Origin of the sequence: Actinomadura macra NBRC 14102 (genome assembly GCF_001552215.1) — a bacterium.
Classification (GTDB): Bacteria; Actinomycetota; Actinomycetes; order Streptosporangiales; family Streptosporangiaceae; genus Spirillospora; species Spirillospora macra.
Map to the genome: position 1 here is coordinate 86,901 of NZ_BCQT01000006.1, position 13,559 is coordinate 100,459.

Consider the following 13,559-nt stretch of genomic DNA (forward strand, 5'->3'; position numbering starts at 1 on the left):
CTGTCTGTGTCATGGCAGTCTCAGGGCCGTCTCGGCCCGCCCGGCGTCGCCGTCGCGTACGGCGATCGTGACCTCCCGCACGCCGTCGGGTGCGGAGGGGTCGGCCTGGACGGGAAGGCCGGGGCCGCCGAGCCAGTCGGACAGGTCGTCGTGGCCGCCCACCGTGATGGACGAGAACGCCGTGGGCGTGCGCCGGTGCTCGGCGGCGGCCAGCTCGCGCGGAACCCGGGCACGGCGCCCGGGCCCGTCGCCGTATTCGAGGAAGAAGGGGCGCGAGGGCTGCCGCCACGCGGCGGCGAAGCCCGCCTCCGCCCAGGGCAGGCGCTGCCCGTCGGCCCGGACGGACTCCCCGTGCCGCAGTCCGCCGTCATCGCCGAGCACCTTGCCGATCCGCTCCGCCGTCTCCCGGATGTCGTCGACGTGGACGACCCAGGTCAGGAAGGCGGGGCCGGCCGCGGTCCGCTCCATGAACGACTCGCGTATGCCCCTGCCCGCCATGGCGGCCTCGTCGTGCGGCACGACCACTTCGAGGTACTGGACCTCGGACGAGTCGAACGGCACGATCCAGCAGGTGGTGCCGTTGTGCAGCCGCCCGCCCAGCACGAGGCCGAAGCCGTGCCGCTCGCGCAGCAGCGCGCGCACGGGCTCGACGTCGCGTGCGCCGATCATCACATGGTCGATGCGCATGTCTTCCCTTCCAGCGCCCGGCGCGGGCACATGAACCAGGGGACGGTGTCCCACTCTTCCTTGGTCAGACCGACGAGCAGTCCCCGCGCGGAGTACCGGGCCGTGAGGAGCCCGTGCCCGGCGTGCCCGGTCGCGAGCCAGAGGCGCTGGCGCCCCGGTACGCGGCCTATCAGCGGCCATCCGCTCGCCGACGCCGAGCACAGACCGGCCCGGAGGTCGACGGGGACGGCGCGCGACAGCGTGGGCATGACGGCGGTGGCGAAACGCAGCAGCCGGGTGATCCCTGCGACGTCGCAGCGGTCGTCGAAGCCGGCGTCCACCTCGGCGACGTCGTCGGTGGCGCCGACGATCACGTCCCCGGCGAGGCCGGGAACGAGGCTGCGGTTCGCCGACAGGATCAGCGGCGGGATCGTTTCGGTCGCGAGGGTGACGAGCTGCCTGCGCCGCGGTCCCACGGGGACGACGTGGCCCGTCAGTTCCGGCTTTCCGGACCACGCCCCCGCGGTGACGACGGTGATGTCGGCGTGGACGGTCCCACCAGACGTCGCCAGCTCGACGAGATCGCTGGTGTCCTTGACGGCCCAGACGGTGGTGTGCTGCCGCCAGTCCACGTCGAGTTCGGCGCAGCGGGCCCGGACGGCCGCGAGGTAGCGTGCGCCGTCCACCATGAAGCCCGTCTCGTCGAGCAGGTAGCGCCGGTTGCCCGGCAGCCGAAGGCCCGCCGCCAGTTCCGCCGCCCGGGCGGGTTCGATCCAGGAGCCCGCGCCCGCCGTCTCCAGGTCGGGCGCCATCCGATCGGCGTTCCTGGCCCTGAGCACGTGCAGAACCGCGTGGGGAGCGCTGAACTGGCCGTACTCGGGTTCCAGCCGGTCGATGTCCTCCCTGAGGCCGTGCGCCGCCTGCCGCATCCAGTCGTAGAAGACGTGGTCGGCGACGTGCCGCAGCGGCGGCACGGCCACCCCCACCGCGTGCCGGGTGGCGTGACCCGGCTCGGGGCCCGCGTCGAGCACGGTCACCGAGGCACCGATCGCGGCGAGTTCCTCGGCAACACAGGCGCCGATGATCCCACCTCCGACCAGCGCGAAGTCATAGCGTTTCAACGGCGCACCTTCCTTTCCCCGCGAGCTCGCGGGCACTTGGCAGCAGCAATGGCGGTGTGGTCACGTCGGCGTCCGCGCAGACGACGAGCACGGGCTCTCCGGCCGCGCCCCGGACCGCCCGCATGATCGTCTGCGGTCGGGCCCTGAGGCGTACGGCGAAGCTCCGCTCCGGGTGGTCGGAGACACGGGCGACGCAGATCAGTGAGAGGAAGCCGTCGGGGTCGTACCGCCGCAGACTCTCGACCGGCCATTGGAGCTCGACCACCGGGCCCGGTGACGGCGCGAGCGGGGCGGACAGCCGGAGCCGGGGCTGCGGGGACGGGTGCAGGGACTGCCGGTCGTGGTTCCACACGGCGCGCCCGCGCGGGGCACCGGAGGCCCGCTCGATCCGCAGCGTCCTCAGGACGCCCGCCTCGACCATGGGGATCTCGTCGGCCGGGTGCCCGGCGTCGTCGGGCGCCGCCTCGGGATGTGTCGAGGGCAGGTCGGTCAGGGCCAGCGCCCCCAGCACGCGACGGCCGTCGAGCCGGTCCGGCCGGCCGCGCACCGCCCGAGAGGTGAGCATGAGGGCGGTGCCGGCCGCCGGGATCGCCGCCACCGCGGGCCGCATCAGCAGCGGAAGCTCACGCCACCCCTCCGGCGGCGGGCCGGGGCGCGAAGCGTACGGTGGCACGTCCGGGGCGCTCGCCATGACGTGCGCGCGGCCGTTCCCGGAGGCGCCGCCAGGGGCCGCGAAACCCGTGCAGGTCGGTCCGAGGGCCGTCTCGATCCGCGCGAGCACCCGGGGCCGCCGCCACTCGTGCCCGGGCAGCCACCGCACCTCGGCGAGCACGCTCTGCACCGGCGCCTCCCGGAGCGCGACCGCGGTGGCGGCGAGCAGGCCGCGGACGTCGGCCACGGCCGCATCGCCGCCGGCGTCCCCTGCGACGTCGACGGGGACGCCCGGCGAACGCCGCGATTCCCGGACCGCGCCCGCGCCGTCGCGGGTCATCCACACGAGGTCGGTCGACAGCCGCAGGGCGGGTCCGCCGGGACCCGGGGTCATGGTGCCCCGCGCCAGGACGAGCAGCTCGTCGCTCATGTCCCGACCGCCTCGATCGACATCGTCCCGGCGGAGAGCAGGAGGCCGGCGTTGGCGAAGGTCACGGGCAGGGGGAACTGGCCGAGCTTGCCGCAGCCGCTCCGGGCTCGGGCGTCCTCGCAGACCCCGGGGTCGGCGGGACGCAGCGCGGCGAGGACGGTGCGGGCGTTTCCCGTGAACCGCAGCCGGGGCAGCCGCAACGGCGGTGCGTCCCACCGGCGGAGCAGCGGGGCGAACGCGAGGAAGGTGAAGTCACCGGTCGCCGGGTTCACCGTCTCCGGCCGGAAGCCGTACGGCTCGATCCAGTCGTGCGGCGGCGGTTCGGCCGGCGCCTCCGCGAGCGCGCACGTGTGGGTCATGCGCGGGATCGCCGGATGCCGGTAGTCGAGGCGGCGGCCGTGGCCGGTCGGCTGGAGGCGGGCGTCGTGCCCCGCGGTGGCGCGGTCCGTCAGGGGCTCGGCGACGACTCCGCGACTGATGAGGACGGCTTCGGTACAGGCGCTTCCCTCGTCGTCGATGCGCGCACGGTAGCCCTCGGCCGCCCGGACAGCGCCGTCCACGACGGTCAGCCACTCCGGGGCCAGCCGGACACCGGGCCGCAGGTAGACGGTGCCCGAACGCAACACGTCGGCCTCCATCGGATGTCCGACCAGCTCATGGAAGAACGCCCCCGCCCGGCCCGGCGCGAGCAGCACGTCCGCGCGCTCTGGTACCTCGTCGGCGCGGGCGCGGACGTCGCGGCCGCGGAGCCGCTCCACGACGCACTCGGCGTCCGCCAAGCCCACGGCCGGTGACGCGGCGAGCCGCCACGGCGCCGACTCGGCGAGCCCGCGCTCCAGAACGGCCTCCAACGTGCACAGTCTCCGCTCGTCCGCGTGCGCGCCGCCGTCGCTCCCCGCCGCGACATGCTGATGCAGGCCGCTCAGGACGAGCGTGACCCGCGCGTCCCGGCTCAGCTCGCGCAGCACCGCCTCGGATTCCGCCCCGGGCTGGATCAGCGGCCGCTCCAGCACCCGCGCGGCGGTCTCGGCGGTCTCCGCCCCGACCGGCCGACGGGGGGCGCGCAGCAGTTCGTCGCCGTCGGCGAAGCGGTGGAGCACCTCCCCGTGGCCGAGGTGCTCGTCCACGCACGCACCCCGGCGCACCACGGCCTCGCGCCGCACCTGCCCGTCCGGTCGGAACTCCAGGCTGAACCGCAGCGAGTGCTCCGCGAAGACCACGATCACGGCGCATCCCGTCCGATCACTTGGATTCGCAGTTCGCAGACATAGCGTGCGCCGCGGGCGTCGCGCAGCCACAGCTCGTCCGGGCCCGGCACCATCGCCTCGGCGGTCAGCGCCTCACCCGCCGAGGCGACATGGCCGAGCAGATCGGCCGCCGGCGGCGACTCCAGGTCGATCAGGTACGGCTTGCGCTCGCGCTCGCTGCGCACGAACACGAACCGGCGGCCAGAGCGGCGGGCCAGCCGCCGCAGCGCCAGGAAACGCGCCTCGGCCGTCGCGCCGGCCACCTCGGACGCCTCGACGTGCCAGCGCGCCCGCTGGACGACGACGTCCCCGACGCTCACCTCCTCGTCCCCGCCGTCCGCACCCGAGGCGAACACCGGGTGCAGAACCTGCGGGTGGGACAGGGCCGCATACGGCGGGTACTTCACGAAGTCGCTGAGCGGGAGGTGGGCCTGTAGTTCGTCTTGGCTCGCCCCCACCAGCCGTATGCGGTCATCCTCGACCCGCACCGTCAGGTCGTCCGCACGCAGGAGGTCCTCACGGTCGGCGTCCGTCCAGGACGGCACGCGCAGGGCCACCTCCTGGCCGGGGAACCGGTAGTACGCCTTGTTACGGCGCCCGAAGTCGAATCCCACGACGCGGCCGCCCTGCTCAGCGAGCCAGGCCACGGCCTCGGCGGCGAAGCCCGCCGGGTCGGGGTACATCACGTCCAGCCAGCCTGAGATCTGGAGGTGGTGGTGGGTCCGGGCGACGACCAGGCCGGCCCGTCCGAGGTCCGCGACGTCCGCGGCCCGGGGGCACAGGTCGATCATCGCGTACCGGTCCCCGCGCAGGGCCGCCGCCTCCCGCGACAGGCGCGGCAGGTCCCCGGCGCCCCGATGCCGGGGCGCGTGATCGGTCTGGAAGACGCTTCCGCTCGGCTGGAACAGCTCCGTCGTGCGACGCGCGTACGCCGCCAGGGTCATCTCCCGCGTCCCGGCCGGGCCCGGCGGCGGTCCTGCGGCGCGGATCGCGGCGGCGACCTGGTGCGACGCCTGTCGCTGCGCGGCGTGGCCGTGGGCGGCGCAGACCTCCAGGATCGGCTCCAGCCGCCGTTCCCAGTCGCGCAGCAGGTCCTCGCCCACCTCCAGGAAGAACCCGGAGGAGCACTCCTCGTACACGATCGCCCGGTCTGCGTACGTGCGGCCCGCGCCGCGCCTGGCCGGGACACCGGTGCACTTCTCGAACAGGGCCTCCAGTTCGTGCAGGGTCTCGACCTTGTCGGGAAACGGTTCGGCCTCCAGCGCCGCGCGGAGCCGGTCCAGCTCGCGCAGACGCCGGAGCCACTCGTCGCGGGCCGGTGTGGCGGGAAGCCCGCCGAGCTGCCCGTCGAGCGTGCCGAGCGGGTCCAGATCGTGGGGGCCCCCGCCCAGGGCGACATCGAGGACACCCGCCGCGACCAGGTCGCGCAGGACGCGGGCGGCGTCGCGGGCGGGCAGGCCCGTCTGCCGGCACAGGCCGCGCAAGGTCCGGCCGTCCCTGCCGATCGAGGCCAGGACCGCGGCGGCGGCGCCCGCCGGTGCGGTGCCACCGTGCCCGTCGTCCTCGCGACGGGTGCGGTGGAACCGCAGGTCCGGCAGCAGTTTGGCGTCACGGGCCAGCGCCCGCACCAGTTCCCTGGCGGCCCAGACCGCCAGGAACACCCGCCGCACGCGCGGCCGGTCCGTGCGCAGGACGGCGCCGGCCCCCGCCCGCACTCCCCCATAGGCGATCGGTCCGAAGAAGCTGACGGTCTCGCTCTTGCCGCAGAAGCGCTGAAGGTAGGTGTAAAGCTGGCGCCTCGCACGGCGCCTGCGCGAGTTGAGCGGACCCACGGAGTTCAGCAACGGGAGCAGCATGTTGCGGTGGACGTCCGGATTCGACAGGAACACCGCCTCGCCGACCTGCGGATGCCGCAGCAGCGTCCGCAGGTCCTCGGTCGCGCGATCGTCGGCCTTCCGGTAGAGCGCACGGAAGTCGGCGGCTTTGCCGCACCAGGCCGCCAGGGCGGTCCTCGCGGCGGGGGGAAGCCGTTCGGGTGCGCAGGCCGTGACGGCGGCGCGCACGGGCGCGGGCGCCTCCCGCACATCGCTGGACTCCTCGATGTCGAGCAGGTCGTCGGCGGCCTCCAGCAGCTCGCGCGGCGCGCCCAGCCCCTCCAACCAGTCGAACGGCATGCCGCTATGCCGGAGCACGAACACCCGGCCGAGACGCCATCGCCGGCTCACCGCCCCCTCCCGACCACACCGGCTCGTTCCAGATGCGTCACCAGCCGGGCGCGGGACGCCCCCGGCAGCGCGTCCAGTACGCCTTCCTCATGGGCGGCCAGCCGGCGCACCAGCGGCACGAGCCGAGGGTTCAACCGGAAGGCACGTCCCCAGCGCAGGTTCACCACATGGGCACCGTCCGGGCCGGTCACGACCTCCGCCGAGTCGTCCCAGCGCACACCGCCCGCCGGAGAGGAGACCGCCGGCCCGATGAGCGTGCAGGCGGCCAATCTCCCCGGGTACAGGTCCGCCCGCGGGGCGAGCCGGTCCAGCCAGGTGGCGACCAGCGCACGCGCATCCTCAGGTGGGAGCGTCCGTGGCGCCTCGAAGCGGGTCCACCGGGCGAGGTCGTGCACCGGATCGGGGCCCAGGCAGAGCGCCTCGCCTCCCCAGCCGGAGCCGCACTCCATGCGATACGGGCGCAGCCCCGCGAGCCGCTGAGCGCCGTTGCCCGTGAGCGCGTGCACGGACTGCTCCACCACGCTCTCGTCAAACCCCGGCGCGCCCACGACCAGCTCGAACGACATCGGTGCGGACGCTGGAAGGGCGTCCAGGACGGGACGCAGGTCCACCGGCGTGCCGTCCATTCCGGTGACGGTGGCCAGGGTCGCGTACCCGGTCACGGTGACCGTCAGCCCCCGGCACCGGCTGAGGACGCCCTGGGCGAGCGCCGCCGCCCGCTCGGCGTTCAGCCAGCCCGCCCACGGCCCGGACCGCCCGGGCATGCCGCCGCCCGTCACCCAGGCCGTCCGCCGCGGGACCGGTCCAGTCGGTCGCTCAGCGGGCCAGAGGTCGCGGACCACCCGGTCCGGCGACCACCCCCGCAGCTCGACCCCGGCCAGCTCCGGGACGTGCCTCAGCGCCCCCGCGTGCCTCGCCACGAACCGGCCGCACAGGGCCGATTTGCCGGGCCCGAGCCGCTGGACCAGCGCGAACGCGGCGGGCAGGGCCTGGTCGGCGTCCACCAGGACCCAGACGCGCCGGCCCTGGGCGGCCGCCTCGGCCGCCTCCAGTTCCGGCTCGAACACGCGGCAGCGACTCGCCGCGGCCAGCACGTCCCGGCTGCTCTGCGTCGTGCCCGCGGTCAGCTCCAGATCATCGAGCGCCAGCCGGACGGCGGGATCACGGGCCAGCCGGAACGCGATCCCCACCGCGCGCAGATGGCCGGCGGTGCCTCCGCCCCGCTCCAGCGAGGCCGCGGCCGCCCGCGCGAACAGCTCCTCCGCCGAATCGATCCGATGCGCCTCCGCCCTCAGCCTGGCGGGGTCGGCGAGCCTGGTCGCCATCCGCGCGTTGAGGTCGAGCACCTCGGTGCCCGGCGGCGCGATGACCTCGGTCGTGAAGTCCGTGAGCGCGGGCACGATGAGAAGCTCCGTCACGCTGACCCCCGCAGGTAGACGCAGCGCAGCTCGGCGGCGAACCGCTGCGACCCGTCGCGCAGCCAGCACTCCCGCGGCCCGGGCAGCGCCTCCGACACCGTGATCCGTTCCGCCGTCCGGGCCAGCCGGACCAGCCCGTCGAGCAGGGCCGGGGAGTGCGCGTCCACGTAGACCGGCTTGCGTTCGGCCGGCGAGGAGGCGAAGAAGCGTGCGGGCAGCCCGCGGTCGGCGCGCAGCCGCGCCATGGCCGTCAGCCGCTCCCCTCCTCCCGTGGCCGCGGCCAGCGAGGCCGTCTCGGACTCCGCGAGCCGCCAGCGGCTACGGGAGAGCACCACGTTGCCCCACGTCAGCCGGGGCACGTACGGAAGGTCGGGCAGGCGGGGCCGCCGCACGCGGGGAAGCGCGAGGGCGGTGTGCACCGCCGTCTCCAGTTCGCCGTTGTGGAACAGCAGCGGCGCCTCGGCCCCCTCCGCACGCAGGGTGACGTGCTCACCGTCGCTGTGCACCGTCAGCCGGTCCAGGCCGATCCGGTCCCGCCCGAGGTCGGCAGAGGTCCCCCCGAGTTCGAGCACGGGCCCGGGGAACTCCAGCGGCGGGAGCCCGGTCCGGCGGCGGGCGATGACGTTCAGCGCCGTGCGACCGGCCAGGGCCCGCTCGATCGCGCCGTCGCGCTCCTCGATCGCCCGCTGCGCGCCGGGATGGAACTGCAGCGCCCAGGGAGTGAGCAACGCGGCGTCGTGGATGTCGCCGAGGACCAGCGGGGTCACGCCCGGCCGGTACCCGGCCAGGTCCGGCGCGGCGACCATCACGTCCACGGAGCACAGCACGGGCACGTGCGGTGCGGCTGGAGCGTCGTCCAGCGACCCGGCCAGGTCCACCGACGCGGCGCCGGGGGCCGTGTCCCGCACGATCTCCTCGACCCGCCGGGTGAAGCCGTCGCCGTACCGGACGCGCAGGTCGGCCCCTGCTCTCAGCACCTCGGCCAGGCGGAAGACGCCCCGGCCGAGCCGTTGGGCTAGCAGTTCCCCGGTCAGCCGCCGGGTGAGCTCCGCGTCCTCGGCCAGGGGGGCCAGCGCGCGCGGGACGAGGGTGGCCAGGTCGGCGGCGAGCGGACCCCCGATGGTGACCCGCAGCGTGCCGACGGCGGCCTCGTGCACGACGACGCGATCGTTGTAGAAGCGTTCACCGGTGCCCTTCCCAGGGTCACCGCCCGCAAGCTCGGCGATCCGCGCTTGGACGGCGAGCTTCTCGTCCGGCGACGCCGCCGGGTACTCGCCGAGCAGCGCGGCGATCCCGTCCGCCGCCCGCGTGAGCGGCGTGAGCCGCGCGTCGCGGCCCCGGGCGTGCAACCGTTCCCGGAGCCAGCCGAGCGCGTCGGGGACCGTGGCCGGCGGGCACAGATCGTGGGTGAGCAGGCCGCGCTGGACCGCCGCGACGACATCGGCCGTCACCTGCTCGATTCCCCTGCCCGCCGCGCCGGCGATCTCGGCGACCGTCCGCACGCCGTCGCACTGCCCGACGACGCCGCCGGCGCCCCGGACCGCCGCCGTCACCGTCTTCCGCCGGGCGACCAGCCCGGCCACCAGCGCGGGGTCTCCGAGAATCCGGTCCAGGAGGGCGTCGAGCACGCGGGCGGCGGGGAAGGCGGTCCGCTCAGGGCATTCGCGGTGGCCCGACCACGCGAAACCGCTCGTCTCGGCGGGCTCGACCCGCCCGTAGTTGATCGGCCCGAAGAAGCTCATGGTCTCGCACTTGGCGCAGAACCGCTGGACGTACGAGGCGATCTGGCGCCGCAGCCGGGCCCCCGGCCTGCCGCGCCGCAGGTCACGGTAGACGCCCGGCGAGGAGCACACGACCGCGTCCAGGAAGCGTTCGTCCGCCGCGACCCGGTCGAAGACATCGCGGGCGAGCTTCTCCTCGGTCTCGATGGCGTCGGCCAGTCGCCGGCGGGCCAGCTCCAGGCGGGACGTCGTGTCGTTCCACGCCGCCAGCCAGTCGTCCGGGCCCGGCGTGCCCGATGGCAGCGGCCGGAGGTTGCGCAACCTGCTCTGCGTGCCCCGATTCGGCCGCCCGGCGGTGGACGGCGGCTCCGCGAGCAGATCCCGCGCCGCCCGCTCCAGCCGCACGGCCTCATCGGCCAGCACGCCCGCTCCGGGACAGGCGATCTCCGCGGCCATCTCCCACGGGAACGCCGCGCTGCGCACGACGAGCGTCGGCAGCAGTTCCCATCCGGCCGCCGCTTCACTCAGGGACCCGCGCTCCTCCCCGGTCACCACTCCGCCCCGGGGACGCGCCATCGCCGGCGAGCACTCACGCCGGTCACGGTCGCCCCTGGAAGTTGACCAGATCGAAGGGGCGGTTCAGCTTCGTGCGCGGTGTGGGCAACAGCGCGCGGGGGTCCTCGGACAAGGCGACGCTCTGGCGCAGCTCGCGCGCCTTGCCCGGATTGGCCAGGCTGAGGCCGGCCAGGTGCGCCACCTCACTGCCGGGCGCGGTGTTCGTGCAGACCGCCAGGCCCGCCTTCGCCAGCGCCATCCGGTACGGGTCCCCCAGCCGCGTCGCGGCGGCGCTGGCGGCGGTGAAGTGGGCCGCGCCGGACCCGTCCTCGCCCGCGCGGGCGTGCAGGCCGCCGAGTTCCAGCCGGATCTCGCACTCATGGAAGTCGTCGGTGAACTCGCCCGCACAGCCGAGCGACCGGTCGAGCTCGTCCAGGGCGGTCCCGCGGTCGCCGCAGAGCAGGGCGAGACCGGCGGCACGGTAGGAATGGTGCTTGACGAAGGCCGTGTTCGCCGAGCCCGCCGCCCGCTTGAACCGTTCCCATGTGCGTGCGGCCTGCTGAGGCCGTCCGGCCTTCTCCTGAAGCACGCTCACGTTGGACAGCAGGTTGATGCGCAGGTGCACCGAGCTGGGGTCGGTGAGCCCCTCGACGCAGGCGAGGGCGAGCTTCTCCTGCTCGAACGCCGAGCGCAGCTCGCTCCGCGCGAAATGCGTCAGCCCCCGCAGGTTGTGCAGCCAGCCGCGCTCCCGGCGCACGCTGTCAGGCTCGTCGTCACGCGGTACGACGACGGCGAACCCCTCGTCGAGTTCGCCGATCGCCTCGCCGACGCGGTCCATCCGCTTGGAGAGGGTGAGCGCGCAGTACAGGTGGGACTGCGCACGCAGCTCCGGGAGCAGCCGTCCTCCCCCTTCGCGCATGGCCCGGAAGTACGTCAGCGCCTCGTCCTGACGCCCGCGGAACGTCGCCTGGACTCCGAGGACCTTGTACAGGAACGCGCGCAGGTCGACGGCCGTCTCCAGGGCGCCGGGCTCGAACTCGATGGCCTCGGCCTGCGCGTCCTCGCCGCGGGCCTGCTCCAGCAGGCCGGGCACCCGGGCGTCGGCGAGATCCTCCGCCAGCCCGAGCGCGGTGCTCGCGACCATGGCCGTGCCCTCCCAGTTCGCCGAGAAGAAGGCCGCCCGGCAGTACGCGAGCACCGCGGCGAGACGATCGGCCGCGTCCGCCTCCTGGTCCATGGCGCGCGCGTACAGCTCGCCCTCGCGGGATGCCGGGGCCACGGTGGCGGCGGGAAGCTCGGAACGCAGGTCGGCCGCCGCCAGCGGCAGGCCCATGCCCTGGAGACACTGCGCCCGCTCCACGCGCAGGTCGGCGGCGGCGTCGAGCGGGGGGCGCACACGTTCGGGCGCGTGCGTCACGATGCCGGCCCCGGGCAGGGTTCGGGCGTGCTCGACCGCCCGCATGAACCCGCGCAGCGACGGGAGGTCGGCGCCGCCGATGCCGTGCAGCACCAGCGGCCGGCCCACTTCGGAGCATCCGTGGCACAGGGCGGCGGCGGCCGTGGCCAGGACCCGGAACACCTGCTCGGACTCCCGATGCAGCCGTCGCTCCGACGCGGCCAAGGCGATCTCGGCGAGAGGAGGAGCCTCGTCGCCGGTCCCGGGGAACAGCTCGGCCCACTCCGCTTCCCGTGCGCCGCGGATGTCGTCGAAGCTCGCGCCGGCTTCGGCCAGCGCGTTCAACGCCCGGCGCAGGCCCTCGTACGCCGCGGCGGGCCCGACGTTGACGTCGACCTCGACCCCGGTCGGCCGCGAGGTCCCGAGATCGGCATGGACCATGTCAGCCGTCCTCAGGCCAGCGCCAGCGGAGCGATCTTGTTCTCGACCTCGTCGAGATCGAAATCCAGGTCGTCCAGATCATCTAGATCGTCCTGGTCGGCGGCCTCGGCATCGGCGCCAAGCCCGTCCACGGCCGGATCCACGGCCGGCGCCGCCGGCTCCGGGCGGGTGATGTCGTCGCTATTCTCGGTTCGCATTTCAGCCTCCTCAGGCGGAGTCGAGATCGGATGAGCACGCCGCGTTGTCGCGCAGGCCGCCATTCCTCACTCTCGGCGGATCTTCATGTGATCCATTTCACAGTTGTATACCTAGCGTAAATGCTCAACTACAGCTCGTGACCTAGCGGCACAGTGACGGCCGTCTGACCTGCGGCGCAGAGTGCGGACTCCGCCGAGTGGATCACCGCCCCCGGCGCGCGCCCGCTCGGCACAACTGCGCACCGAACCCTGCGGTTCGCCAGGGTTTCGATGATCCAGCGACCGTCCGGCGGCGAATGGGTGTCAATTCCTGACGTAATGAAGGGACGCCCGATGCAACATTCCTCGCGGTTCCGCCGGTTCCTGGCGGCTGGTGTCGCGCTGGCCGCTGTTACCGTCCTGCCGGCCCTGTCCTCACCCGCCGCGGCAACCGCCGCCACCGCGCGCCCCTCCTACGCCACCGACCTGCCCGACCTGGGGACGCCTCAAGTCGCCTATGACCCCCGGGCCACGCAGCCGGCCAAGGGCGTGGCCGCGCGCGGCGCCGACGGCGCGCTGCTCTACAGCGCCCGCTCGGGCACCGGATTCGCCGCCCTCCAGTCGCTGGGCGGGGTCATCGTCGGGGATCCGTCCGCCGTGGCCACCCCCAACGGCACCGACCTGTTCGTCCGCGGCACCGACGACCGGGTCTACACCAACAGCGTCACGCCCGGGGGCGCGGTCACCGGATACTCGGTGGTGCCCGGCGTGACGGTCACCGGTGAGGTCGAGTCGGTCGTTCCGCTCAACGAGCCGACCGGATCGGTCCGGATCTTCGCCCGCGGCCAGGACGGGGCTGTCTGGACCAACATCCGGCGCAACGGCTCCTGGGTGGGCTGGAACAGCCTGGGCGGGAGCATCACCAGCGACATCACCGCCGGTCGCCAGATCCTCGGCGCCAGAAGCGTCCGGATCTTCGTCCGGGGCACCGACAACCGGGTCTACCTCAACGAGGTCGGCCCGAACGACGCCTCCGGTTTCCAGGCGGTCGGCGACCTGCGCATCACCAGCAACATCGCGATCAGAGACGACCACCCGTTCAGCGCCCTGGACATCTACGCCCGGGGCGAGGACAACCGGGTCTACGCCCGCAACCTGTTCGGCGGCACGCCGACATGGCAGCCCCTCACCGGCGTATCGGCCACCAGCGACATCACCGTCACCAGCCAGGGCTTCGTCTACGTCCGGGGCGGCGACAATGCCATCTACTCCAGCCGCAAGGACGGAAGCACCTTCACCTTCCAGCCCTTCGAACGAGTCGAGGGCGAGGTGGCGGGCAACCCGGCGGCCTTCACCCTCGCGCAGAACGGTGGCCCGCTGACCCAGTACCTGCTGGCCCGCCGGCCCGACGGCACCTTGGCCCTCAACATCCGGCCCGGTTTCACCGGCGGACCACAAGCCCCGTTCGGCGGCTACACCTCGATCCCCGGCCCGGCCGTCAGCTAGAAGACA

General features: G+C 74.2%; 10 protein-coding genes. 1 reads left to right on the plus strand and 9 read right to left on the minus strand.

Features of this window, described 5'->3' with window-relative positions; translation table 11 throughout:
* Window positions 1–9 precede the first annotated feature (9 nt).
* Genes AMA02S_RS09610 through AMA02S_RS45270 form a run of 9 tightly spaced genes read right to left on the minus strand, consistent with a single transcriptional unit; the run spans window position 10 to window position 12,068 of the window.
* The gene (locus AMA02S_RS09610; RefSeq protein ID WP_067455038.1) at window positions 10–687 is read right to left on the minus strand and encodes a VOC family protein; all 678 of its coding nucleotides are present in this window, start codon (window positions 685–687) and stop codon (window positions 10–12) included.
* Window positions 669–1,787, minus strand: coding sequence for an NAD(P)/FAD-dependent oxidoreductase (locus tag AMA02S_RS09615; RefSeq protein ID WP_067455039.1), 1,119 nt, complete (start codon window positions 1,785–1,787; stop codon window positions 669–671). Before AMA02S_RS09615 ends, AMA02S_RS09610 begins: the two co-directional genes overlap by 19 nt.
* Window positions 1,774–2,868: a hypothetical protein gene (locus AMA02S_RS09620; protein ID WP_067455040.1), complete on the minus strand. Its 1,095-nt coding sequence runs from the start codon at window positions 2,866–2,868 to the stop codon at window positions 1,774–1,776. The genes AMA02S_RS09615 and AMA02S_RS09620 overlap by 14 nt, the downstream gene beginning before the upstream one ends.
* Complete coding sequence (locus AMA02S_RS09625) at window positions 2,865–4,094, minus strand: metallopeptidase TldD-related protein (RefSeq protein ID WP_067455041.1); 1,230 nt, start codon at window positions 4,092–4,094, stop codon at window positions 2,865–2,867. The genes AMA02S_RS09620 and AMA02S_RS09625 overlap by 4 nt, the downstream gene beginning before the upstream one ends.
* Complete coding sequence (locus AMA02S_RS09630) at window positions 4,091–6,340, minus strand: lantibiotic dehydratase (RefSeq protein WP_067455044.1); 2,250 nt, start codon at window positions 6,338–6,340, stop codon at window positions 4,091–4,093. Before AMA02S_RS09630 ends, AMA02S_RS09625 begins: the two co-directional genes overlap by 4 nt.
* Entirely contained in the window at window positions 6,337–7,758 is a 1,422-nt protein-coding gene (locus tag AMA02S_RS09635) for a hypothetical protein (protein ID WP_067455047.1), read from the minus strand. Before AMA02S_RS09635 ends, AMA02S_RS09630 begins: the two co-directional genes overlap by 4 nt.
* Entirely contained in the window at window positions 7,755–10,031 is a 2,277-nt protein-coding gene (locus AMA02S_RS09640) for a lantibiotic dehydratase (RefSeq protein WP_218004899.1), read from the minus strand. Before AMA02S_RS09640 ends, AMA02S_RS09635 begins: the two co-directional genes overlap by 4 nt.
* A 46-nt stretch (window positions 10,032–10,077) precedes the next feature.
* Entirely contained in the window at window positions 10,078–11,871 is a 1,794-nt protein-coding gene (locus AMA02S_RS09645) for a hypothetical protein (RefSeq protein WP_067455052.1), read from the minus strand.
* A gap of 11 nt (window positions 11,872–11,882) precedes the next feature.
* A complete protein-coding gene (locus AMA02S_RS45270) occupies window positions 11,883–12,068 on the minus strand; it encodes an ammosamide/lymphostin RiPP family protein (protein WP_067455055.1) in 186 nt (61 codons plus the stop codon).
* Window positions 12,069–12,401: 333 nt separating this feature from the next.
* On the opposite strand from AMA02S_RS45270, the gene AMA02S_RS09655 reads away from it, so the two are divergent.
* Window positions 12,402–13,553 (plus strand): DUF8189 domain-containing protein, encoded by a 1,152-nt coding sequence (locus tag AMA02S_RS09655; RefSeq protein WP_067455059.1) that lies wholly within the window; start codon window positions 12,402–12,404, stop codon window positions 13,551–13,553.
* Window positions 13,554–13,559: the final 6 nt, after the last annotated feature.